We start from the raw sequence: 24844 nt of genomic DNA, 5'->3' as shown, positions 1-24844 counted from the left end.
GGCAGGCTCGCTTCAATGGAAATCCCGCGATCGAGCATCCAGTGCGCCAAGCAGTGGCGTGAGATCCGTCAACCGATGCGCGATCAGGTGACCGACACCTTCCACGCTCTCCCACTGCCCTTCCACCGCAAGCAGCCGCGCCTGAAGCAATGGACGACGCTGCGCTTCGGCCACCCGCCGCCACACGACGACGTTGATCAGGCCATGCTCGTCTTCCAGTGTCACGAAGATGATGCCACTGGCTGTTTGCGGTTGCTGTCGCGACGTCACCAGCCCGGCCACGCGCACACGGCTGTTATGCGGCTGCCTGCGCAGTGCTTTCCCGTCGATGCAACGCGCCGAGCTCAGCCGGGCGCGAATCTGCCGCAGCGGATGCGCGCCCAGGCTGAGACCGACGCGTGCGTAATCCGCCAGCGTGTCCTCGGCTTGCGTGGGCAGCGGCAAGACCGCCGTCCGCTCGGCCGGGCTTTCGCTACCGAACAGCGGCAATTGTGGCTCGACTCCGGCTACCGCCCAGCGCGCGCGATGGCGATGGCCGGCCAGCCCGCGCAAAGCCGCCGCATCGGCCAGCAGCTCCTGATGGCGACGATCCAGATCTGCACGCACGCACAGGTCGGCGATGTCGGTGAAGGGACGCTGTCTGCGCGCCGCGACGAGGCGCTGCGCTGTCGCTTCGGAACATCCGCGCACCATGCGCAGTCCCAACCGGATCGCGCGCGCACCGGCGGCGCCTTGCGGGTCGGGTTCCAGCGTGCAGTCCCAGTCGCTGAAGCGCACGTCCACCGGGCGCACCGCGACACGGTGGCGCCGCACATCCTGCACGATCTGGCTCGGCCCGTAAAAGCCCATCGGCTGCGCATTGAGCAGCGCGCAGGCGAATGCCACCGGGTAATGGCATTTCAGCCAGCAAGAGACGTAGACCAGGTTGGCGAAACTCGCCGCGTGCGACTCGGGGAAGCCGTAGGAACCGAAACCCTTGATCTGCTCGAAGATGCGCGCGGCGAATTCCGCCGTGTAGTTATTTTTCAGCATGCCCCGCATCAACTTGTCGCGAAACGGTTCCAGCCCGCCATGGCGTTTCCACGCCGCCATCGAGCGGCGCAGCTTGTCGGCCTCGCCATCGGTGAAGTCGGCAGCCACGATGGCCAGCTTCATGACCTGTTCCTGGAACAGCGGCACGCCGAGCGTGCGCTCCAGCACGCTCTTGAATTCCGGCGACGGATAATCGACTTCCTCCTCGCCATTCCGCCGCCGCAGGTACGGATGCACCATGTCGCCCTGAATCGGGCCCGGCCGTACGATCGCCACCTGGATCACCAGGTCGTAGAAATTCCTCGGCCGATGCCGCGGCAGCATCGCCATCTGCGCGCGGCTTTCGATCTGGAAGACGCCGACGGTATCGGCGCGCTGGATCATGTCATAGGTCTTCTCGTCATCCTTGTCGGCCGTCGCGATCGTCGCGATGGTCTTCACCACGCCATGCTCGCTTTCCAGCAGGCCGAAGCATTTGCGCAGGCAGGTCAGCATGCCCAGCGCCAGGCAATCGACTTTCAGCATGTGCATGTAATCCAGGTCGTCCTTCTCCCACTGGATCACGGTGCGGTCGGGCATGGCCGCGTTTTCCACCGGCACCATCTCGCTCAGCGAGGCATCGGAGATCACGAAACCGCCGACGTGTTGCGACAGGTGGCGCGGCATGCCGAGCAGCTCGTGGGTAAGTTTCAATATGCGGCGGATGACCGCGCTGTCCGGATCGAAACCCTGTTCGCGCAGCCGCTCCCCGGCCGTGCTGTCGCCCCAGCCGCGCGCAAAGACATCGCTGAGCTTGTCGACCTGATCCAGCGGCAGGCCGAGTGCCTTGGCCACGTCGCGGACCGCGCTGCGGCCGCGGTAGCAGATTACGGTGGCGGCCAGCGCGGCACGCTCGCGTCCGTATTTCCCGTAGATGTACTGGATGACCTCCTCGCGCCGCTCGTGTTCAAAATCGACGTCGATGTCGGGCGGCTCGTCGCGGTCCTCGCTGATGAAGCGAGCGACCAGCAACTGGTTGACGTCCGGATCCACCTCTGTCACGCCCAGCGCGAAGCACACGGCGGAATTGGCGGCCGAGCCGCGACCCTGGCAGAGAATATCCTTGCTGCGTGCAAAGTGAACGATGTCATGCACGGTGAGGAAGAAAGCTTCGTACTTTTTCGATGCGATCAGCGCCAGCTCGTCATCGATCAGTTTGCGTACCTTGTTACTGGCACCCTGCGGCCAGCGCCACCGGATGCCTTCCTCGGCAAGGTGGCGCAACCAACTGGTGGGCGAGTGGCCCTGCGGTACCAGCTCCCTCGGATAGTCGTATTTCAGCTCGCCCATCTTGAAAGTGCAGCGTTCGGCGATGCGCACGCTTTCCTGCAGCAGGGCCGCGGGATAGAGATCGGCCAGCGCGTCGCGCCGGCGCAAATGCCGCTCGCCATTGCGGAAGATAAGCGCGCCCGCCTCGGCGATGGGCACGCGATGACGGATCGCCGTGAGCGTGTGCTGCAAGGCGAGCCGACGTCGCACGTGCATGTGCACGTCGCCACTGGCCACCAGCGGCAGATCCAGCGCACGACCAAGCGCCTGCAGCTCGCGCAATCGTGTGTCGTCGTCGGGTCCCCGATGCAGTTCCACCGCAAGCCATGCGCGGTCGCCGAACGTCGTGCGCATCCAGCGACCGTGCGTGATGTCCGGCTGCAGTTCCGGCATCCACAAGGCCAGCGTGCCCGGCACGCCGTCCTGCAGGTCTGCACGAGTGAGCCGATAGCTGCCTTTTTTCGAGGCCCATCGCCCACACGTGATCAGCCGGCAGAGCCCGGCATAACCCTGCTTGCTTTCGCACAGCAGCACCAGTTTCGGGCCATCATCGAGCTGGAGCTCCGCGCCGACGATCAACTTCATGCCGGTCTCGTTCGATGCCTGGTACGCACGCACGATGCCGGCCAGCGAACATTCGTCGGTGATCGCCAGTGCGCGGTAGCCGCATGCCTTGGCACGTTCGAACAACTCGCCCGCGTTCGAGGCACCGCGACCGAAGGAGAAGTCGGACAGGCAATGCAGTTCGGCGTACGAACTCATACAGGCTGGCTCACGCGAACCAGCCCTGCAGCATCCAGCCGCTCTGCTCGCCGGGTTGGCAGAAAGCCCACGCCCGTTGGCCCAGCGAGGTTTCGATCACATAGTAGTCGCGGCATGCTTCGGCGCCATCCCACCAGCCGGTTTCAAGCCGCTCGGGGCCGGCCAGGATGCGCGGCGACGGGCCACGCAGGGGAATCGGGTGCGCCAGCAGCCAGGTCGGGCGCGGCGATGGCTCGTCATACCCGGCACCGGAGTCGGCCACGACCTGCGCACGCTCGGGACGTGGATCGGTCGTGCTGCCCAGTCGGTAAACAGTCCGGTCGCCCAGGCGCGCGCGCAGGCGTTCGCGCAGTTGTCCGATCGGCAGGGCGCTGGCCGGCCGCTCGTCGAACAGATCCCGCCCGGCGGGAATGAACGCCGGCAGGTCACGTGCGATCAGGCGGAGCGCCAGCACTGGCGCGGGAAGCACGACGTGTTCCAGTCGGCCTCGTGCAAACTCGAACAGCATCGCACCATCGCGCTCCGACGCCAGCAGCCCTACGGGCACATCGGTATATCGGCCTTCACGATGTTCCAGTCGCAACAGAAAGCGTTGCACCCCGCCGTCGCGACCGGCGAGATAGGCAGCAAGATCATCGACCATGCGTCGCACCGGAAAGATCAGCGCCGACTGGTTCTCCACCTCGTGCAGCAACTCGATGCGCAGGTCGAACGTGTCCGGCGGTCGATACAACTCCAGGCCCGAGGGCAAGTCACCTGTCAGGCGATCCAATGACGCCAACAGTTCCGCACCGAAACGTCGACGCAGCCCATCGCGCGGCAACGCCAGCACTTGACCCACCGTGCGAATGCCCATACCCGGCAACGCCGCGATGGCGTTCGCAGGCAATCGGCTCTTCGCGATCGGCACACGCTGCAGGGCATGGCATAGCGCCTCCACGGACAGCACCGCTTGCCCATCGGAAACCGTGGTAAGCACATGCGCGGCATGAGCCGTTGGCGCTGCCGCCATGCGGTGACGGAACCCCAGCTCGGTGAAATCCGTCCGCAGCATGGATTCAAGCCGTGGCCACGGCCCGAACAGGCCCATGCTCTTGCTGACCTCCAGCACGATCGCATGTGGCAGCAGGCTGACCTCGGAGCTGTAGCGGTAAGCCACGGCGGCCAGGAACCGGTGCCATCGCTCCACCGACTCGCGGTCATACGGGATCGCGTCGAACTGCGACAGCAGCGCTTGCGCAGCGCTCAGTCGTTGTCCGACATGCAGGCCCGCCGCTCGGGCAGTTTCATTGGCCGAAACAATCGTGCGGGCGTTGACCGGGCCGTCGACGAGCACCAACGGTCCCTCCGTGGGACGGCGTCGGAGAATCCCATCCATGGCCAGATGCGGCAGGTAGATGCAGGCCCAAAGCATGTCCGGTCGCCATCAATGGGCAAAACGCGCCAGGGGAACGGGCTGGGCAGGCACGGCACCGCCGCGGCATTTGCGCACCCATATCTGCGGCCGCGGCAAGGCTTCCAGTTCCAGACGCAGCGCGGCAGGCGATGCGTTGGAAAGGTGGGAGCGATCGCGGAACACGAAAGCGAGGGACTGTCCGGTGACCGCGGCCACCTGCAGGCGCCGCAAGGCGCGATCGTCGGCATGAAGCGGCCATGCGAGCACGGCGGCGCAACTTCCCGAGCGCAGGCATTGCTCGGTGGCCCAGAGCACATCCTTCTCGCCGGCAGCCACGATTTCCACCCGGCGCATGTCGACGCCCTGCTGGCGCCAGCCGGCGACACACGGCGCATACGGCGGCGACACGATCACCACGTGGCGCCGACCTTGGGTCAACCGCGCGAGCGTCGGGAGCACGAGGCGAAGTTCGCCTACGCCATCGACGGGCAACAGGATCTCGGACAGCGAAGCCTCGGGCCAACCGCCTGCGGGCAACACCGCATCGAGTGCGCACCACCCGGTGGGCTGATCACCGGCTGGCACCTCGGGGGCACGGCCACGCCAGACCTGGCGAGCGTCGAGCAACGCGGAAAGTGGGACTGCAGCGTTCATCAGCTACCCCGCAGCAAGCCCGCAAACAGACCTTCAATCGCGAAGTCTTCGGTGGGGTCCGGATCAATCGGCTGAAAGCCTGGGCTGTTCGGCATCAACCGGATCACATCGCCCTTCCAGTAAAGGCGCTTGATCGTGAAACGGTCGCCATCCACACGTGCCGCCACGACTTGGCCGTGACGGGCCACTGGCGTGGCGTGCACCGCCACCAGGTCCCCATCGAGGATCCCTTCGTCGCGCATCGAATCGCCGACCACTTTCACCAGGTAGTCCGGGCGCAACCGGAACAGCGAGCGCGACACGCGCAGGCTGCGATCGACCCGCGACGCCGAAAACAAGGGTTCACCGGCCGCGATGCGACCGATCAGGGGTAGATCGAGCGTGTCGGCATCCATCGGGTCGGGCTCACGCACCAGGCGAATGCTGCGGGCGCGGTTGGGTTCGATCGTCAGCCGGCCTTTTGCTTCGAGCGACCGGACGTGCTTGAGCACCGCGCTGACGTTGTCGATCCCCAGTGCCGCGCCGATTTCTTCCAGCGTGGGCGACTGCCCGTCACGTTCGATCCGGGCGCGGATGAAGGCGAGGACGTTCGACTGGCGGCTCGTGATCTGGATGGTCATGGTTCGCATAGTTTCACCCAAATAGGTGAAAATGAAAGATGGGAAAAAGCCGCGCCGAACCACCTGAGACGGATCAAGGGTTTAGCGCGGTGATCGCATCCGGCTTCGAACGCGGCTTCCGTCCCAGCGTCCGTCGAAGCCATCTCACGGGATGAGATGGCTTCGCGATTCACTGCTCCCCCACCCGCCCAGGCCACCGCATGAACGCCCTTCCCGATCGCTACGCTTCCGATGAACTGGTCCTGCGCGACCCCAGCGATGGCCGCACACTGGCCCAGCGGTTCTCGAAGCGGTATGCGACGAGGATCACCGGTGCCTTCGTCGTGCCTGGTCGTGAAGGTTCCTTTGCGCCGTTGCCGGACGATCTGCCGGCGGCGCTCGCACAGGCCTTGCGCTCGCGCGGCATCGAGCAGCTGTATAGCCACCAGGCCGAGGCGTGGGCGGCGACGCAATCGGGTGCGCATGTCGCCATCGTCACGCCCACCGCCTCCGGCAAGTCGCTCTGCTACACGCTGCCCGTACTCACCGCTGCGATGACCCAGCACGCCAAGGCGCTGTATCTCTTTCCGACGAAAGCGTTGGCGCAGGATCAGGTGGCCGAGCTGCTCGAACTCAACCAGGCCGGCGATCTGGGCGTCAAAGCCTTCACCTTCGATGGCGATACCCCCGGCGACGCGCGCCAGGCCATCCGGCTGCATGGCGACATCGTGGTCAGCAACCCGGACATGCTGCACCAGGCCATCCTGCCGCATCACACGAAATGGGCGCAGTTCTTCGAGAACCTGCGTTACGTGGTGATCGACGAGGTGCACACCTACCGCGGCGTGTTCGGTTCGCACGTCGCCAACGTGATTCGACGCCTGAAACGCGTATGCGCGTTCTATGGCGTGACGCCGCAATTCATCCTCTGCTCGGCCACGATCGGCAACCCGAAGGAGCACGCCGAAGCGCTGATCGAGGATGCGGTCGCCGCGATCACGGAAAGCGGTGCACCGACCGGCGACAAGCACGTGCTGCTGTGGAACCCGCCGGTGGTGAATCCCGACCTCGGCCTGCGCGCCTCGGCGCGTTCGCAGACCAATCGCATCGCGCGGCTGGCGATCAAGTCGGGGATGAAGACCCTGGTGTTCGCGCAGTCGCGCACCATGGTCGAAGTGCTGACCAAATACCTGAAAGACGTGTTCGACAGCGATCCGCGCAAGCCCGCGCGGATCCGAGCCTACCGCGGCGGCTATCTGCCCAAGGAGCGGCGCGCTGCGGAACGTGAGATGCGCGCCGGCACCATCGACGGGATCGTGAGCACGTCGGCCCTGGAGCTGGGCGTGGACATCGGCAGCCTTGATGTCGTGGTGCTCAACGGCTATCCCGGTTCCGTCGCCGCCACCTGGCAGCGCTTCGGCCGCGCCGGTCGCCGGCAGCAATCGGCGCTGGGGGTGCTGGTGGCAAGTTCCGACCCGCTCGATCAATACCTCGTGCGGCACCCGGAGTTCTTCCAGGGAGCACCGCCTGAACACGCGCGCATCCAGCCCGATCAACCCCTGATCCTGCTCGACCACATTCGCTGCGCCGCGTTCGAGCTGCCCTTCGTCGGCGACGAGATGTTCGGCACCGAGGTAGCCACGCCCTGGCTCGACGTGCTGGGCGAGGAAGGCGTGCTGCATCGCGAAGGCGATCGCTGGGAGTGGATCGCCGACAGCTACCCGGCCATCGCCGTGTCGTTGCGCTCGGTGGCGGACGGCAACTTCGTGGTGGTCGATCGCACCAACGGACGCCAGACGATCATCGCCGAAGTCGACTACACCGCGGCGCCGGTGACGCTCTACGAGGGCGCCATCCACATGATCCAGTCGGTGCCCTACCAAGTCGAGCGACTCGACTGGGAAGGCCGCAAGGCCTACGTCACGCGCACCCACGTGGACTATTACACCGACGCGATCGACTACACGAAACTCAAGGTGCTCGATTGCTTCGACACGTCCAATGCCGGATGTGGGCAGGCCCACCACGGCGAGGTGCATGTCGTGCGCCGTGTGCCCGGCTACAAGAAGATCCGCTTCTACTCGCACGAGAATATCGGCTTCGGTCCGGTCAACCTGCCCGACCAGGAATTGCACACGACGGCAGTGTGGTGGCAGCTCCCTCAGGTCGTGCTTGATGCCGCCTTCGAGGATCGCCAGCAAGCACTCGACGGTTTTCTCGGCGCGGCCTACGCGCTGCACATCGTGGCGACCGTTGCGGTGATGGCCGAAGCACGCGATCTACAGAAGTCCGTAGGCAGCGGGGACGGCGCCTGGTTCGTCAGCTCGGACGTCACCGGCCGCGGACAGATCCGCGGCAGCGACGGGCAGCCTGCTGCTCCGGCAACCGACGCCCCGTTCACGCCGACGGTTTACCTCTACGACGCCTTCCCCGGCGGCATCGGCCAGAGCGAACCGTTGTTCAACCGGCGCGAGGACCTCGTGGCCCAGTCGGTGACCCTCATCGAACGCTGCGATTGCCGTGGTGGCTGCCCCGGCTGCGTGGGCCCGGTGCTTGCTGCCGATGAGGACGCTGCCACGACGCCCAAGGCCTTGGCGTTGCGCGTGCTGGCGCTGCTGGTGGCCCTGTGAGCGCGTTGGCTGCGCGGTTGCGGCAACTGCGTACGCAGTCAGGTCAACAGATGCCGGTGGCTCCGCCAAAACCCACCCTTTCGCCTGACGTGCTCCGACTGATCCACGGGCACTCGCGCATGCAGGGCATGGCGCGGCGCGCTCTATCCAGTGATCGCATGGTGCCCGGAATCGAGATCGCACCCGGGCTGTTCCTCACCGAGGCGATCGTGGATTGGGGATGCCCTACCCCGTTGATCGACACCACCTTTGCGCGGTGGGACGAGCCCGTCGCCCACAGCCGCCTGCTGCACTTCGACACCGAAACAACGGGTCTGGCCGGAGGCACTGGCACGCGGGCGTGGATGATCGGGGCCGCGGACTGGCTGGCCGACGGACATTTCCGCCTGCGCCAGCTGACCACCACCACGATGGGCGCCGAAACCGCGATGCTGCGAACCTTTGCCCAGTGGCTGCAGCCCGACACCGTGCTCGTCAGCTACAACGGCAAGTGCTACGACTCACCGCTGCTGAAAACCCGCTTCCGCCTGGCCCGATTGCCGGATCCGTTGTCCGGACTGGGCCATCTGGATCTGCTCCATCCTGTACGCCGGCACTGGAAGGGCGTGTGGGAAAACTGTCGCCTGGCTACGGCCGAGCGCGAACTGCTCGGCGTGGTGCGGGAAGACGACTTGCCGGGCTCAGAGGCCCCCGCCGCCTGGCTCAGCTATCTACGCGGAGGGTCCGCACTGAATCTGAGGCGGGTGTTGGCACACAACAGCCAGGACCTGAAGAGTCTGGCTGGCGTACTGCTCCACTTGGCCAGCTTGCCTCGTTAACTCGATGACTTACGAACCGGGACAAGACTGCCAAGCCCGGATGATGGCGTATTTTTTTCGCGCCAGACGAGACCCGACCGGCGGCTTGCTTCGGCATCACGCTTTGCGCGCTGCTGGAAGGACTGGACTATGCGTATCGGACTCTAAAAGCTTCGTGCTACTCAGAATGGGGGAGACGCTGACCCGACCAGCGCAGGATCAGGGTATCCGGATTTAATTGCCTCTGTCCCCTTATTCGGGCCATCACGGCCTGGCCACGCTGGCGGTGGTCGTCCTCTTCGTTCTCGACCGCCTCGTGCTGTGGATGGAGGTCCGCGGCTGAATCTGCCGTCTCCCCGGGTACGCCCGGGGAGACGGTCTAGCATGGCGACGGCCGGTCAGAAGCTGGCCGTCACGCGCGCGTACCAGAAGGCGCCGTTGAAACCGAACGGCGAGGTAAGCGCGTACTTGACGCCAAGGAATTGCAGCGTGCCGTTCTGCTCCTTGCCCGGGTGGGTGTTGAAGACGTTGTTGCCTCCGACAGCCACCGAGAAGGTGTCGTTGAATTTGAAGCGTGCCTCCAGGTCGAGCAGCGTCTTGCCGCTGTAGTGATCCACGTCGTCCGGCGGGTTGTTGCTGCCGAACAAACCGACCGTGGTGCTCCAGCCGCCGTAATGGTTGATCCGAGCGATGGCGTCGAACCGGTGCAACCCGTAGTCGAAGCTGAGCACCGACCGGCTCTTGGGTACCTGGTGTTCAAGGTCGTACACGAAATCGTTGTTGAGCGTGTCCGGTTTGACCTTGACCACGTCCTGCGTATTGCGGTTGTAGCGGAAGTCGATGTTGAGCTTGCCGTTGCCCAGTTGGTGCAACGTGTCGACCACGAAGTCGATGCCGTGGACATGGGAGCCGAACGCATTGCCGAAATAGCTGGCGTCGCTGCCGAGCAGCAATTGCGCATTCGGGTAGCCGCCGGCGGCGAGCTGGTCGACGGTGGCCTGGGTCACGGTCTTGCTGACCAGGCCAATGCGGTTGTCGATCTTGATCCGGTAATAGTCCAGGCTCGTCGTGACGTTGTCGGCCGGCGTCCACACGGCGCCGACGGACAGGCTCTTCGATGTCTCGGTCTGCAGCGGTGCCGAACCGAGCGCGCGTGCCACCGGGTTGTCCACCGGATAGGTGCCGCTGGGGATCAAGCCGCCCTGGGCGTTCGCCGTGGTGGTGATGTTCAGCGTGTTGGCCTGGCCCGGGGTCGGCGTGCGGAAGCCGGTATTGTAGGTACCGCGCAGCGCGAACGTGTCGGTGAACGCATAGCGGCTGGAAAGCTTGTACACCACCTTGGAGCCATAGCCGTTCGCATGCTCGTAGCGCACCGCCGCCGCACCCGACCATTTGTCGTTGAGGTTCGTCTCGGCATCGAAGTAGGCGGAGTCGCTGTTCTGCGTGAACCTCCCGGCAGCGTTGGTCGGAAAGCCCTGGAAGGCGTCCGAACCCACACCGAACACCGACGCGGTCGGCCCCACCTCGGTCGAGCCGGGGTCGCCCTGGTGGATGATGTAGGTTTCCTGGCGCCACTGCGCGCCGAAGGCGAGCGTGAGCGGCGAGTTGTCGAATGAGCGGACGAAATCCGCACCGGCGCCCTGCTCGCGCTGGGTCAGCTTGCCGGGGTGAAAGCTGGTGGGCGAAAGGCTGCCCAGGCTCGGGTTGATCGAACCCTGCAGCCGGTAGTCGACCTCGTTGCTGCCGGTGCGGTAGTGCGCATCCCACTGAAAGTTGCTCTGCCCACCGCCACGCACGCCGCCGACCAACTGGTGGTCGGCGATGTCGGCGCCGAACAGCGGGCTGTAGCCGCCTGGGAACTTCGTATAGATCGGATTGAGCAGCATCCAGCCACTCGGGCTCGCCGCGTTGGCCGTCAGGTAATTCGCCGGGTTGCCGCCGCCGGCGACGATGCTGTCCACCAGCGACTGCGGCGCGTCCGCTGGCGTCAGGGTGCCGTCGGCGTAGCTGACCAGCGTGGAGCGGCCGGCGACGCCGTATTGCGGCGGCAGCACCGGGCTGCGGTAGAAGAAGCTCGACAGGACCTTCTTGTCCATGAAGTTGCCATAGCCGTAGAGCTGCACGTCGCCGGCCAGCGGCAGGCCCGCGTTGACGAAGAGCTTGTTCGTCTTGGTCTGCGGGTCGCCCCAGCGCTGGCCGAGGCCGTCGTACGGCACTTGGTTCGCGCCCACCACCGCGGCCACGGCCGCCGCGCCCCCTTGCGGAACGCCGCGCGAAGTGGGGTCGGTGGTTTCGCGCTCGGCACTCACGTGCACGAAGCCGTCGGCTCCGAGCGGGAGGCCCGCATCGGCATCGTAACGCCGCAGGGCGCCGTCGTCCTTGCCGTACTTGCCCAACTCCGCGCTCACCGTCACCCCCTTGGGAGCCTTCTTGAGGATCACGTTGACCACGCCGGCGATCGCATCCGATCCGTACAACACCGAGGCACCGTCGCGCAGCACCTCGACGCGCTCGATCGCGTTGGACGGAAACACCGAGAAATCGACCGCCTGCGCGCCCTGGTTGAAGGTGCCGAGCGGATCGATCTGCAGGTTGACCAGCGCCGAACGATGGAAGCGCACGCCATCGACCAGCACCAGGGTCTGGTCGGGTGACAGGTTGCGCAATGACACCGGCCGCACGAACGACGTGCCGTCGGCGATGGGAAAGCGCTGGGTAGTCAGCGACGGCACGATATTGGTCAGCGCATCGGTGAGGTCCGCCGAGGGCTGGTTCGCGATCTGGCTGCCGCTGAACGCGTCGATCGGCGAAATGGATTCGGTTGGCGACAGGCCGGCCCGGTGCGTGCCGGTCACCACAACCTGCTGCAGGTTGGTGATCGCTTTGCTCTTCGCCGCATCCTTCTGTCCCTGCGCCTTGGTCGCCTGGCTGGTCGTGGCCTGCCCGCTGTCCGCCGCCCCCGGATCCTGCGCCTGTGCCGACCATGCCACCAGCGCCGCAGCGGCAAGCGCTGTGCGCACCGCACGCATAAGCACCACGTTGACACCCGTTTGATTAGGCATCTGCACTCCCCTCGAATTGGCCCCATTGGCCCCAGCGCCGCAACCTACTCCTGCCCGAACTGCCGGGAAAGGCCCGTCAAGAAGTTGCGGACGTGGAGCCACCCAGCTGGCGACGGCTTCGCCATTCGCAACGCATTCGTCACCAGCACCGTGGTGCAGCATGACGTCACACCGCGCTCCGCTTCGCCGGCATCCTGGGCATGCCGGCGCCGGTCTCTTCGTATCTATTTGCGCCTTGGCAGGCGGGACCGGAGTTGGACGTTGGAGGCGTGGAAGTGGACCAGGCCTCGTTCTTGTGGGCGTTCCGTTGCCTGGGCGGTCCGGTCACTCCCACGCTGTCGGCGACACGAAAATCCAGCCCGTCACATCGCCGCAAAAAATTGTAAGTGGCTCTGACCCGCTTAGCCTTTGCGGCCAAGAAAGGTGCGCACAGAGGGGCGTTCGGGGCACGGCATCAGGCCTCGCGCGAGGGCCAGTACGAATCTGGTTTGACCGGGCGGCGTATCGGCGTCGATTGAATTTCAGTCGGCGTTGAGTAGCCGCACATCCCGGCCGAGTATCTGAATGTCACCGCCGACTGGATTTCGATCGACACCGTGTATCGGGACGTCCCCGTCGACGGCATTTCAGTCGGCATCGAGTGGCGGATATCCCCGCCGGAGTATCCAGACATCCACGTCGAGTATCCGAATGCCCCCGCCGAGTGAAATTTGGTCGGCGCCGGGTCGCTGGATATCCCCGCCGGGAGGATTTTTGTCGGCGGGGATGGTTGGGGTATCGGCGTCGATGGGGGCGCCGATGTTCCTGTGTCCCGCAGATCTGGGCCGATAGCGCGGATCTGAAGAATCGGGGCTAGGTAGGATTCGGCGGGGCAACCATCACGACGCAAAGCTGCCCCTACCGATGATCTACCACCTCACCCTCCACATCCCACCGCCCTCGCAGGTTGCGCAGTGATTCACAAGTGACCAGTCATCCCGCCCTTCCAGGCGCTTGATTCCCTTCCATGCTTTGTCAGCGCTGTGCGCTGGCTGCCAGTTGTCGTGGCCGCAGTCTCCCCGCCGCACCATCACGTCATATTTCGGCGTTGCGTACGTCTTCTTATAAAAGCGGATGTCGCCTGGTACGGGCGCGGGAAAGTCTTCCTCAGCATCAGCCTCCACGTCCTCTTCGGCTTCCACATCCTCTGGGTGCGGCTGATAGCCCCCCTTCATCTGAGCAATAACCTGCCGTAGCGCTTCGACCTCTTCCCTCAGGTCGGCATTTTCGTCATAGAAGGCTTTGGCAATCTCCAATTCTTTTGCGGCCGACTGACCCCGCTGCTCAAGCTCTTGCATGCGCATACGGGCTCGGTAGGTTCGAATCTCCCCAATTTCGAACGGCGGCTCCACGCCTACTGCGGCTGCACTCATGACCAGCATTCGAATATCGCTACGCAGTCGGTCGAACCCTTTGCCGTCCCTGTCCATGAAGTCCAGGCGGGCCGCTGTCCACACCCGGCCGGTTATGCGGACGTCCTCGCCATCCCGAATGGGTGGCCAATAAAGACGGACCGCTCCGCTGTAGCACGAGAGCTTCTTTCCTACCTCGTCAGTGAGGCCCCAACTTGCATCTTCACCTAAGCGATACACCGTGGCGAGCGCATCGAGGTCGCGGGCCGCTTGCCTCGCAAGACCGGGCCAGTATTCATCCCCGTCGAACGTCGAGACCACCACGATAGGCATCCGGCGACGATTAGAGTAAATGCTCGTTGCCAGCGCGATGCCATCGGCTTCATCAAGCATGTCTCGCACACCGCTAGAGCCAAGCTTGGTATCACCCAAGTGCCAATCATTTCGGAGTTCCCGAATCTTGTGGACGATTTCCGGACACCGGGGAACGACGAAGCCAGGCCGAATCACGCTGTGACCATTCCGGGCGGCAAGGGTGATGTAGACGACCGTCCTGAGGGACGACCTGACCACGCGAAGTGCTGTTCGAAAGGTGTTCCCGTCGTCAGTGAGCTCTTCGAGAAAAACCTCGCGAAGTTCCCCTTGGTCGTTAGCAGTATAAATCTGCCTCACCATTCCCGGCTGACCGCCCATCTTGGAGACAAAGGTCGAAGACACCGCCGTTGGGTCATTCATCCCCTTCTTTCTCAACCACTCGTCGACGGCTGCTTCAAGTTGCTTGTAGAGAGCCTTGCCTTCCTCATCCGAGAGGTCGGGCGCTTCCATCAGATAAGCCGACAGATGTTGCATGGGTTCTCCCCCTGTTTCTTTCAGAATGCCCGGATGGACTAACCTGTGCGAACTTTACAGATGCCATCTACAAAAACCACGAAAGGGTGTGAGCACTCGATGCACGAAATTGGCATTTCATCAAGGTCACCACTAGCCGGCAAGGCTTCTCTTACTGAGCGGCGACGACCCGCTGATCTCATGCAGGTCGAGGCTAAACCCCTTGATAATACTCACACGCGCATGAGCAGCCGCCCCGATCCCGAGCGACTGCTACTCTTCGCCGCCCCCGGAACGGGCTAGGCAACGCTCGGGAGAGATCTGGAAGAGGCGCGATTCCTGGTCTCACTGGTCAGCACCAAGGCAAGAGCTGAATGGCACTGCCTCGGCTACAACCGTATTGAGGACTTGGTAGGCCCGACGGGTTCATTGCCGAGAGCGGGTACGGCAGTGCCAAGTTTCAACTCGCCGACATCATCAGCCACGATGGAGGTCTCTTCCCGATGCCCAGATAAGAGTGCCGGGACGCAACTTAGATGCTCAGGTATACACTTCGGAGATTCCACAGGGGGAATAGGAAATGCCAGTTACTACGCTTACGCCGGTCAAGAATCTGCGACTCGACTTGAGCAATTACCGAACTTTGCCGCAGCCAGATGAGCGCAGCGCCGTTGAGGCAATTATCGCTACGAACCCGGATTGGTTTTGGGCACTGACCCATAGCTTGCTCGAAGATGGCTACTTGCCCACGGAAAATATCTTGGTGCAAAAGGATGGGGCGGGTCTGCGCGCTGCTCTCGTCGTCAAAGAGGGAAACCGGCGCATCTCCGCCCTGAAACTGATCCATGGCCTAATTCTAACGAAGGGTCTTCCAGTTCCCTCCAGCGTTCTAGATGCCATTCAGTCCTTGCCGAAGGGTTGGAAAAAGGACAACTCCAGCGTTCCTACCGCGATCTACGGGCCAGACGAAACAGAGCTCGTCAATCGCATCCGCAGCCTGACCCACGGCAAGGGTGAAAAGGCGGGACGCGACAAATGGACGGCAGTAGCAAAGGCAAGACACAACCGGGCTGAGAACGGAACATCCGAGCCAGCTCTTGATCTGCTTGAAAAATATTTACAGAAAGGCAAGAACCTCACAGACCATCAAGCGCAACGGTGGGCAGGCGATTTCCACCTGACGGTCCTCGAAGAAGCAATGAAGCGCGTTGCGACTCGACTGGGTTGTGCCAACAGCCCCGAGGTGGCCAAGGCATATCCGAGGATCAAGAACCGTGTTGAGCTGGAAAACATCATCAAGGATATCGGCCAGCAGGAACTGGGATTCGACGGCGTCCGCAAGACGGATTTCGCGTCGACCTATGGTATTCCGCCCTTACCAGGGCAGGGCAAGTTTGGGACTACGACCAGCGGTACTTCAACCTCGACGACCAACAACCCTTCTGATACCGGAGAGAGGCCTAGCGGAGGCAACTCCAGTGAAACCAATGGTCAAGGCTCAGGCATGGGTGGGCAGGATTCAGGCACCACACCGGGAGGTGCTACCGGACAAGAGAAAGGACCGAAGGCCGTAGCGATGGACGACCCTCGTCGCGTCAAGCGCATCCTCAAAGGCTTCACCCCTCGCGGCAAGAACCGGGAAAAAGTTGTGTCCTTGCGAGGCGAGCTCCAGGAGCTCAACCTCGACAAAAATCCGATAGCATTTTGCTTCCTTGTGCGCAGCATGTTTGAGGTATCAGCCAAGGCCTACTGCGTTGACCATAAAGGCGCCGGACTCAAGGCCGCAAAGGATGGCCGGGATCGATCGCTAGTCGATGTCCTACGAGACATCACGAACCACCTGACGAATGACGAAAAGGACAAGGACGCTCTCAAAGTCATGCACGGCGCCATGACGGAGCTTGCCCGAAAGGATGGTCTCCTTTCCGTGACCTCGATGAACCAGCTTGTCCACAATCCGAATTTCTCCCTGCGCCCCGGCGACATCGTGGTGCTGTTTGGAAACATCTTTCCGCTCCTTGAAGCGATGAACTGAGGCGGCGGCATCATGTCAACCCGATACCACACACCACTCCGCTATCCAGGCGGCAAGCAGAAGCTCACTCCATTTTTGGTGGAAGTCCTCGAAGCCAACAATATGATTGGCGGAGAATATGCAGAGCCTTATGCCGGTGGTGCCGGGGTGGCTCTGGAACTGCTCCTGCGGAAGCATGTTCGCAAGATTCACCTCAATGATTCGGCTCTACCCATCTATGCATTTTGGCGCTCGGTATTGAAGGAAACCGATGCTCTGAACAGCATGATTGCCTCTGCGTCGATGACCATTGCGGAGTGGCGGAAACGACAAGACATCGTCCGGAACCCAAAGGGTCATACCCTCCTCGAGGTTGGATACAGCGCTTTTTTCCTCAACCGCTGCAACCGCTCAGGTGTCCTATCCGGCGGGGTGATTGGTGGCCTTGACCAGACAGGAAACTGGAAGATGGATGCCAGATTCACCCGCAATGAACTCATCCGCCGCATCGAAACCATCGCAGACCGCAAATCTTCCATCGTGGTCAAGAACTGGGATGCCGAACGGTTTATGACGGAGCATGTGGACACGCTGCCAGCTGACACGCTGGTCTACTGCGACCCACCCTACTTCGACAAGGCAAGCCGGCTTTACCTGAACTCATATGGCCCAGACGATCACGAACGTATCGCCAAGTTTATCCAGGCCAAGGTCCGCCACAAGTGGATGGTGTCTTACGACAGCGCCCCGGAAATCCTGTGGCATTACCGAAAGCGCCGATCATTCCTCTATGACCTCCAGTACAACGCCTCAACGGTTTACAAGGGCCGGGAAATTTTCATCTTCTCAGACCAACTAAAGGTGCCGACGGAGTCCGAGTTGCCCTACATCGACCAAGCCATTCTTGAAAACAAGGTCCATCTTCAGATACGGAGAAACAAGCATCTGGCGGTGTCAACAAGCATGTAAGAGGCACCATTAAAGGCAAAAGGGCTCCCACCTGGGCGCCCCTGCTGAATAGGTCGATTATGTAAGCGTTTACGGTATTGGCGGAGAGAGTGGGATTCGAACCCACGGTAGTGTTACCACTACGGCAGTTTTCAAGACTGCTGCCTTAAACCGCTCGGCCATCTCTCCGTAAACTTTTGTCTGCGGCAAGGCGCGCGTTGCGCGCCACCACGGCAGTTTTGTTCCGGGCATCCTGCCCTACACCCCTTCGGGGCCAGCGGCGTTGCCGCTGTCCGCTTCGGCATCCTGCCTTCGCGTCAAGACTGCTGCCTTAAACCACTCGGCCATCTCTCCATAAATTTTTGCAGGCAGGTTTGCTCAGCCAGCAGTGACGGAAGTTTATCAGGAACCCTGCGGCGGACGAGCGCTGGGGCCCTTCTTCGACAACGCCACCAGACATCCCACCAGTATCCCCACCGGGATCAACGCACCCAGCAACGGCAGCAGCAGCACCGGTTCGCGCACCACCATCGGCACCAGTTGGGTGGCGGCGGCGAAGGCGATGATGGCGAGGCGCCAGCGGCGGCTGTGGCGGGCGAACCAGAAGCTGGCGAGGACCAATGCCAGCGCGATCACGGACAGGTCGAGGTCGAGCGTGGGCAGGTACCATACGCCGGCGAAGCCGAGCCGGGTGCCGATCACCGAAGCCAGCACTGCCAGCAGGAAGAAGCTGGTGTAGAACTCCACCCTGCCCCAGGCGCCTCGTGCGGGCGTGTTCATGCGATGCGGTCCAGCCCGGCCATGTACGGGCGCAGTGCTTCGGGCACGTCGATCGAGCCGTCGGCGTTCTGGTAGTTCTCCATCACCGCGATCAGGGTACGGCCGATGGCGAGGCCGGAGCCGTTGAGCGTGTGCACCAGTTCGGGCTTGCCGGTGTCGGCGTTGCGCACGCGGGCCTGCAGGCGGCGCGCCTGGAAGTCTTCGCAGTTGGAGCAGCTGGAGATCTCGCGATAGGTCTGCTGGCTGGGCAGCCACACTTCGAGGTCGTAGGTCTTGACCGCGGTGAAGCCCATGTCGCCGCTGCACAGCAGCAGCTTGCGGTACGGCAGATCGAGTTTCTGCAGCACCTTCTCGGCGTGGCCGACCATTTCCTCCAGCTGTGCATGCGATTGGTCGGCGCGGGTGATCTGCACCATCTCGACTTTCTCGAACTGGTGCTGGCGGATCATGCCGCGGGTATCGCGGCCGTAGCTGCCGGCCTCGGCGCGGAAGCACAGCGTGTGCGCGGCCATGCGCAGCGGCAGCGCGTCGGCGTCCTGGATGGTGTCGCGCACCAGGTTGGTCAGCGAGACTTCGGCGGTGGGAATCAGGTAGCGCTTCGTCTCGCCGACTTCGGTGGCGAACAGGTCTTCCTCGAACTTCGGCAGCTGGCCGGTGCCCTGCATGCTGTCGGAGTTGACGATCACCGGCACGTTGCATTCGAGGTAGCCGTGCTCGGCGGTGTGCAGGTCGAGCATGAACTGGCCCAGCGCACGATGCAGGTGCGCGAGCTGGCCACGCAGCACGGTGAAGCGCGCGCCGGACAGCTTGGCGCCGGCGTCGCCGTCGAGCCAGCCATGGCGTTCGCCCAGTTCGACGTGGTCCTTCACGGCGAAGGTGAAGTCGCGTGGCGTGCCCCAGCGGCTGACTTCGACGTTGTCGTGTTCGTCCTTGCCGATGGGCACGGACGCGTGCGGGATGTTGGGAATGCCCAGCGCGATCGCGGCGAGCTTCGCCTGTGCATCGGCCAGTGCCTGCTCGTTGGCCTTGAGCTTGTCGCCGATGCCGGCGACCTCGGCCATCAGCGACGCCACGTCCTCGCCTTTCGCCTTGGCCTGGCCGATTGCCTTGGAGCGTGTGTTGCGCAGGTTCTGCAGCTCCTGCGTCTCCATCGCCAGCTGCTTGCGGCTGCTCTCCAACGCCTCGACGGTGGACACGTCCAGCGTGTAGCCGCGGGTTTCGGCGAGGCGCGCGGCGGTTTCGGCGAGACGCGAGCGCAGCAGGGCGGGATCCAGCATGATCAAAGTCCAGGTGAAGGCTTGAACCGTGAATTATCGCTGCCGGGTGGCTGCTGCCGCAATGCAGCGCACGCTTGCACCCTTCCCCTGCTGCACGCAGGGGAAGGGTGCAGGGAACAACTCAGCTGGCCAGCTTGCGTTCGCTGCGGCCCAGCCACCAGGCCATCGCGGCGCCGGCGAGCAGCCACCCGACGAGTTGCTCGACCAGTGCGGCCAGGGTGAAATCGAGCGGGAAGCGATACCAGTTCCAGTACGGCACCATCGTGCACAGCCAGGTGAATACCGCCGCCACGGCTGCCAGTGCCACGCGCCGCCGGAAACCCAGCCCGGCCAGCCCCAGCATGAAGGCCAGCGCCAGCGCGGCGAGTGTGTCGGACGCCCATTGCCGGCCGATCTGCGGCCCCATCTGCATCATGTCCTCGCCTTGCGGCAGGTAGACCACGAAGGCATACGGCGACGTCGCCGCCTTTTCCGAGTACGCCTTGAGCACCGCCTCGTCACCCATCTTCTTCGGATCCAGCGATGGCAGGATGTAGATGCCGGGCTGGCTGCCAAGCCCTTCGTGCAGGCTGCTCAACACCGCGTTTTCGTTGGCCGGCAACCGGATGCCGGCATCGCCCAACCCCAGCGCCATGTGCGCCGCCACGCCCCACAGGAACATCACGACGCCGCCGATCAGACCCGCCACGAGTATGCGCATGACTCACCCTCCCCGGTTGATGCGGCGAATCTATGCCGGGTACCGAGGCGGCAGCAAGGGCGCGCGCAGCAGCCGGCGTTATTTGCCGCGCGCCTTGGCGCGGGCGGCGCGCAGGGCCAGCAGTTTTTCGCGCAGTTGCAGTTCCAGGCCGCGTTCGACTGGCTCGTAGAACACGCTGCCGGCGAGCGCATCGGGCAGGCATTGCTGGTCCAGCGCGACGCCGCCTTCGGCGTCGTGGTCGTACTGGTAGCCCTTGCCGTAGCCGAGGCCTTTCATCAATTTCGTCGGCGCGTTGCGCAGGTGCATCGGCACTTCCAGCGTGCCGCCGCTGCGCACCGCGTCGCGGGCCTTGTTGTAGGCCATGTAGGCAGCGTTGCTCTTGGGCGAAATCGCCAGCCAGATCGCCAGTTGGGCCAGGCCCAGCTCGCCTTCGGGGCTGCCCAGGCGCTCGTAGGTATCCCACGCGTCCAGCGCCATGCGCCAGGCCCGCGGCTCGGCCAGGCCGACGTCTTCCACCGCCATGCGCGTCATACGCCGGGCCAGGTACAGCGGATCGACGCCGCCGTCGAGCATGCGGCACAGCCAGTACACCGCCGCATCGGGATCGGACGAGCGCACCGACTTGTGCAGCGCCGAGATCTGGTCGTAGAACTGCTCGCCCTGCTTGTCGAAGCGGCGCGTGCGGTCGGCCAGCACCTGGGTCAGCGTGGTTTCGTCGATACGCCTGTCTTCGGCCAGCTCGGCGGCGATTTCAAGCAGGGTCAGCGCGCGGCGCACGTCGCCGTCGGCGGCCTGGGCGATCGAATCCAGCGATTCGTCGGCAACCTGCAGTTGCAACTCGCCAAGGCCGCGCTCGGTATCCACCAGCGCGCGTTTCAATGCGGCAATGATGTCGTCGGTGGAAACCGGTTCCAGCACGTGCACGCGGCAGCGCGACAGCAGCGCGGAGTTCAGCTCGAACGAGGGGTTCTCGGTGGTGGCGCCGATGAAGATGATCACGCCGCGCTCGATGTGCGGCAGGAAGGCATCCTGCTGGGTCTTGTTGAAGCGGTGCACCTCGTCGACGAACAGCACGGTGCGCCGGCCCTGGGCGAAGTTCACCTCGGCCTCGGCCAGCGCCTTGCGCACGTCCGGCAAGCCGGATAGCACTGCCGAAATCGCGCGGAAATCCGCGTCCGCATAGCGCGCCACCAGCAGAGCCAGCGTGGTCTTGCCGCAGCCGGGCGGACCCCACAGCACCATCGAATGGATCTTGCCGGCCTCCAGCGCGCGGCGCAGCGCCTTGTCCGGACCGACCAGGCGCTGCTGGCCGACGATTTCATCGAGGCTGCGCGGGCGCATGCGTTCGGCCAGCGGCTTGAGCGCGTCGGGTTCGGCGAACAGGCCGGGGGTGGATGGCGAGACAGGACGGGGCATCCGGGCATGATAAGCCATGCCTGCCGGTTCATCTGGCCGCCGCCGATTGCCGGTATGATCCCGCCACGCAGCGGTGTTTGGCCCGCTACGCGCTGTCGGGGGCAGGACGCAGGTGAAGGCAAGGGGGCAGTTTCCTTCCGGATGGATGATCGCGACAGGCCGTGCCGGCGCACGCCTGCCGGGCAGGTTGCGCGACGCATGACCGGCGCGCGCTTCTGTCGCCGCCGCTTCCGCCTGCGTCTTGCCGGTCTGTTCCTGCTGTTCTTCCTGTGCACCCCGGCCAGCGCCGGCAGCGGCGATCCCTGGGCTCCGTTCGACGCGCCCTGGTTCGACCAGGTCGGCATTTCCGACGGCTTGCCGCATTCGATCACCACCGCGATTGCCCAGGACCGCGACGGCCTGGTCTGGATCGGCACCATGGGTGGACTGGTGCGCTACGACGGCTACCGCCTGCAGGTGTTTGGCGCCGGCAGCGGCAAGGTCCCCGGCCTGCCCGACGCCTACGTGCGCAGCCTGCTCGCGCTGCCGGACGGCAGCCTGCTGATCGGCACCAATGCCGGCGGCCTGGTCCGCTTCGAGCCGGCGGACAACAGCTTCCATGTCTATCCGGTCGGCGACGACGGCCTCTCCGACCGCAAGGTCTTCGCGCTGGGCGACGATCACGCGGGCGGCGTGTGGATCGCCACCGAGGATGGGCTGGACCACCTCGACCTGCGCACCGGCAAGATCCGCCGGGTGGACACCGGGCCGGATGCCGCGCCACGCAACTTCAGCGTGATGCAGGACCGGCACGGCAACCTGTGGCTGGGCAACAACGGCGGCCTGTTCGTCCGCCGCGCAGGCACGCATGCCTTCGTGCGGCCCGCGGCACCGGACAAGCCCGCCGCCACGGTGCTCGACAACCAGATCTGGGCGATCATGCAGGATCGCGAAGGCCGCCTGTGGGCCGGCAGCGGCCAGGCCGGCGCGGCGTACCGGGATACCGACGGCCGCTGGCACGGCGTGCCGGGCTTCAGCGGCTACCCGGACAGCGCACGCCACGCGACCGTGCGCGACTTCCTGCAGACCGGCACTGGCGAGATATGGATCGCCACCGACGGCGGCGGCGTACTCGAGTACGCGCCCGGCGAGCCAAGCGTGCAACGGATCGACCACGACCCGGCGGTGCCCTCGTCCCTGCCCGGCGACTCGGTGCGCGCCCTGCTGCGCGACCGCTCGGGAAATATCTGGGCAGCCACCGACCTGGGCATCGCCCACCACAATCCGCAGGCGCGCACCGCGTTCTCGTTGCTGCCTTCGCCGCTGGAACAGAACGCGCTGTCCGACACCAACGTGCACAGCATCTTCGTCGACTCGCGCGGGCGGATCTGGCTCGGCCTCGGCGCCGGCCACATCGACGTGATCGACCTGAAGGCCGGCCGCATGCGCCACCTTCACCTAGACGGCAGCCAGACGCAACGCGACGTGCGCAGCCTCGCGGAAGCCGCCGACGGTTCGATCTGGGTCGGCACCCAGGGGCTGGCGCGGGTCGACCCGGATACGCTGGCGATCGAGGACTCGGTGCTGCCGGCGCTGCACGACAAGCCGGTGCTGAGCCTGCAGCCGGATGGCCCGCGCCTCGTCATCGGCACCTACGACGGCATCTACCGCTACGACATCCGCACCCGCGTGCTGGAACACGCCGGCCACGTGCCGAACGATCCGTCCAGCCTGGCCAGCGACACCGTGCGGCACATCGCGAAGGTGGGCAACGACTGGTGGTACGGCACCGGCCGCGGCCTGAGCATCGCCAGCGGCGACAGTCTGCCGCGCAGCTTCACCAACCTGCGCCATCGCGCCGGCGAGACCAGCAGCCTGCCGCAGGACCTGATCGGTTCGATCAGCAGTGGCCCGCATGGGCAGGTATGGGTCAGCACATTCGGCGGGCTGGGCGTGGCCGATCCCCCGGCCGATGGCGAAGCGTGGAAATTCCAGACGATAGGCCTGGCGCAAGGCCTGTCCAGCGACAAGGTCAACGCGGTGCTGGCCGACGACCAGGGCCGGCTCTGGGCCAGCCTGTCCAACGGCGTGGCCAGGATCGACGGCGATACGCACGAGGTGGCCAACCTCGGCACCCGCGACGGCCTGCACATCGCCAGCTACGTCAACGTCGCCGCGGCACGCGCGCCCGGCGGCGAGCTGTTGTTCGGCGGGCTGGGCGGACTGACCGTGATCCGCCCGCACTGGCAACCGCTGCCGAGCGCCACCGCACCGCTGGCGGTCACCAATGCCGTCGTCAACGGCGTGGCGATGCCGTTCGGCAAGCTGCCGGCCGGTAACGCGAAGATCAGGCTGGACCGGGGCAACCGCAACCTGCGCCTGGACTTCGCCCTGCTCGACTATCAGGCGCCGATGGAGACCGCCTACAGCTATCGCATGGACGGCCTCGACGAGGACTGGACGGTCATCCCCAAGGGCAACCTGCCCAGCGCCATCTACACCAGTCTGCCGCACGGCAACTACCGGCTGCGCCTGCGCGCCGCCACCCGTGGCCTGCAGCCGCACACGGTCGAGACCGACCTTGCGGTCACGGTCAAGCCGCGCTGGTACGAAACCACGCTTAGCCGGATCGTCGCCGCCCTGCTGCTGGCGGCGCTGATCGCCGCGCTGGTGCATTTGCGCACCCTGTACCTGGGGCGACAGGCGGTCCAGTTGCAGCGGCAAGTCGACGAGCGCACGCGCGATCTGCTCGTCGCGAACCGCCGCCTGGACGAACTGGCCAGCACCGACGGGCTGACCGGCGTCTACAACCGCCGCCGCTTCCTGGAACTGGCCGGACTCGAGCGCGAACGGGCGCAAGGAGGATCGGCCTGCATCGCGCTGTTCGACCTGGACCGCTTCAAGCTGATCAACGATGCCCACGGCCATCTGGCCGGCGACGCGGTGATCCGCGGCGCGATCGAGGTGATCAGGCAGCACTGCCGCCAGGGCGACCTGGTGGGCCGCTACGGCGGCGAGGAATTCGTGCTGTGCCTACCGGATACCAGCCTACCGCTGGCGCGGGACATCGCCGAGCGCATCTGCGCGGCGCTGGCCGCCACCGCGGTGAACCATGACGGGCGCTCGATCCCGGTGACCGCCAGCATCGGCATCGCCGCGCTGCGGCCGGGCGAGTCGATCGAGCAATGGCTGTCGCGCGCCGACAAGGCGTTGTACGAAGCCAAGCACGCCGGCCGCAACCGTTGCGCCGTCGCCAGCTGAGCGGCGCGAT

At 64.6% G+C, this 24844-nt stretch carries 15 protein-coding genes and 1 tRNA gene; 5 read left to right on the top strand and 11 right to left on the bottom strand.

Features of this window, described 5'->3' with window-relative positions; translation table 11 throughout:
• Positions 1 to 12: 12 nt before the first annotated feature.
• From ABIE04_RS14035 to lexA, 4 genes are read right to left on the bottom strand one after another with little or no spacing between them, the layout of a single operon-like run.
• On the bottom strand, positions 13 to 3102 hold the full coding sequence (locus ABIE04_RS14035) for an error-prone DNA polymerase (protein ID WP_354551379.1): 3090 nt from the start codon (positions 3100 to 3102) through the stop codon (positions 13 to 15).
• A gap of 10 nt (positions 3103 to 3112) precedes the next feature.
• Complete coding sequence (locus ABIE04_RS14030; protein ID WP_354551377.1) at positions 3113 to 4516, bottom strand: Y-family DNA polymerase; 1404 nt, start codon at positions 4514 to 4516, stop codon at positions 3113 to 3115.
• Between the two features lie 12 nt (positions 4517 to 4528).
• Entirely contained in the window at positions 4529 to 5152 is a 624-nt protein-coding gene (gene imuA, locus ABIE04_RS14025; RefSeq protein ID WP_354551375.1) for a translesion DNA synthesis-associated protein ImuA, read from the bottom strand.
• Positions 5152 to 5772, bottom strand: coding sequence for a transcriptional repressor LexA (lexA, locus tag ABIE04_RS14020; protein WP_354551373.1), 621 nt, complete (start codon positions 5770 to 5772; stop codon positions 5152 to 5154). The genes imuA and lexA overlap by 1 nt, the downstream gene beginning before the upstream one ends.
• Before the next feature lie 200 nt (positions 5773 to 5972).
• Here lexA and ABIE04_RS14015 point away from each other — a divergent pair, with 200 nt between their 5' ends.
• Both ABIE04_RS14015 and ABIE04_RS14010 read left to right on the top strand, forming a co-directional pair.
• Positions 5973 to 8381 carry a DEAD/DEAH box helicase gene (locus ABIE04_RS14015; RefSeq protein ID WP_354551370.1) on the top strand — a complete coding sequence of 803 codons (2409 nt, stop codon included), beginning with the start codon at positions 5973 to 5975 and terminating at the stop codon, positions 8379 to 8381.
• 119 nt (positions 8382 to 8500) lie between these two features.
• Positions 8501 to 9199 carry a ribonuclease H-like domain-containing protein gene (locus ABIE04_RS14010; protein ID WP_354551368.1) on the top strand — a complete coding sequence of 233 codons (699 nt, stop codon included), beginning with the start codon at positions 8501 to 8503 and terminating at the stop codon, positions 9197 to 9199.
• A gap of 377 nt (positions 9200 to 9576) precedes the next feature.
• Here ABIE04_RS14010 and ABIE04_RS14005 read toward each other — a convergent pair whose 3' ends face one another.
• Both ABIE04_RS14005 and ABIE04_RS14000 read right to left on the bottom strand, forming a co-directional pair.
• Positions 9577 to 12240 carry a TonB-dependent receptor plug domain-containing protein gene (locus ABIE04_RS14005; RefSeq protein ID WP_354551366.1) on the bottom strand — a complete coding sequence of 888 codons (2664 nt, stop codon included), beginning with the start codon at positions 12238 to 12240 and terminating at the stop codon, positions 9577 to 9579.
• A gap of 908 nt (positions 12241 to 13148) precedes the next feature.
• Positions 13149 to 14480 carry a bZIP transcription factor gene (locus ABIE04_RS14000; protein ID WP_354551364.1) on the bottom strand — a complete coding sequence of 444 codons (1332 nt, stop codon included), beginning with the start codon at positions 14478 to 14480 and terminating at the stop codon, positions 13149 to 13151.
• A 559-nt stretch (positions 14481 to 15039) separates the two neighbouring features.
• On the opposite strand from ABIE04_RS14000, the gene ABIE04_RS13995 reads away from it, so the two are divergent.
• Together ABIE04_RS13995 and ABIE04_RS13990 are read left to right on the top strand one after the other, a co-directional pair.
• Positions 15040 to 16494: a hypothetical protein gene (locus ABIE04_RS13995; RefSeq protein ID WP_354551362.1), complete on the top strand. Its 1455-nt coding sequence runs from the start codon at positions 15040 to 15042 to the stop codon at positions 16492 to 16494.
• Positions 16495 to 16506: 12 nt separating this feature from the next.
• Positions 16507 to 17442 carry a DNA adenine methylase gene (locus ABIE04_RS13990; RefSeq protein ID WP_354551360.1) on the top strand — a complete coding sequence of 312 codons (936 nt, stop codon included), beginning with the start codon at positions 16507 to 16509 and terminating at the stop codon, positions 17440 to 17442.
• Positions 17443 to 17520: 78 nt separating this feature from the next.
• Here the strand turns inward: ABIE04_RS13990 and ABIE04_RS13985 are convergent.
• From ABIE04_RS13985 to ABIE04_RS13965, 5 genes are all read right to left on the bottom strand, one after another.
• Positions 17521 to 17610: transfer RNA gene (locus ABIE04_RS13985), tRNA-Ser, on the bottom strand.
• Between the two features lie 213 nt (positions 17611 to 17823).
• On the bottom strand, positions 17824 to 18201 hold the full coding sequence (locus ABIE04_RS13980) for an LrgA (RefSeq protein WP_354551358.1): 378 nt from the start codon (positions 18199 to 18201) through the stop codon (positions 17824 to 17826).
• The gene (serS, locus tag ABIE04_RS13975) at positions 18198 to 19478 is read right to left on the bottom strand and encodes a serine--tRNA ligase (RefSeq protein ID WP_354551356.1); all 1281 of its coding nucleotides are present in this window, start codon (positions 19476 to 19478) and stop codon (positions 18198 to 18200) included. The genes ABIE04_RS13980 and serS overlap by 4 nt, the downstream gene beginning before the upstream one ends.
• A 121-nt stretch (positions 19479 to 19599) precedes the next feature.
• The gene (locus tag ABIE04_RS13970) at positions 19600 to 20178 is read right to left on the bottom strand and encodes a hypothetical protein (RefSeq protein WP_354551354.1); all 579 of its coding nucleotides are present in this window, start codon (positions 20176 to 20178) and stop codon (positions 19600 to 19602) included.
• 78 nt (positions 20179 to 20256) lie between these two features.
• Complete coding sequence (locus ABIE04_RS13965; protein WP_354551352.1) at positions 20257 to 21594, bottom strand: replication-associated recombination protein A; 1338 nt, start codon at positions 21592 to 21594, stop codon at positions 20257 to 20259.
• 198 nt (positions 21595 to 21792) lie between these two features.
• On the opposite strand from ABIE04_RS13965, the gene ABIE04_RS13960 reads away from it, so the two are divergent.
• Positions 21793 to 24834, top strand: coding sequence for a ligand-binding sensor domain-containing diguanylate cyclase (locus tag ABIE04_RS13960; RefSeq protein WP_354551348.1), 3042 nt, complete (start codon positions 21793 to 21795; stop codon positions 24832 to 24834).
• Positions 24835 to 24844: the final 10 nt, after the last annotated feature.

Source organism: Rhodanobacter soli (assembly GCF_040548735.1).
Lineage (GTDB): Bacteria > Pseudomonadota > Gammaproteobacteria > Xanthomonadales > Rhodanobacteraceae > Rhodanobacter > Rhodanobacter soli_A.
The sequence above is the reverse complement of the archived record's forward strand: the minus strand, read 5'-3'. Positions and strand labels throughout refer to the sequence as shown.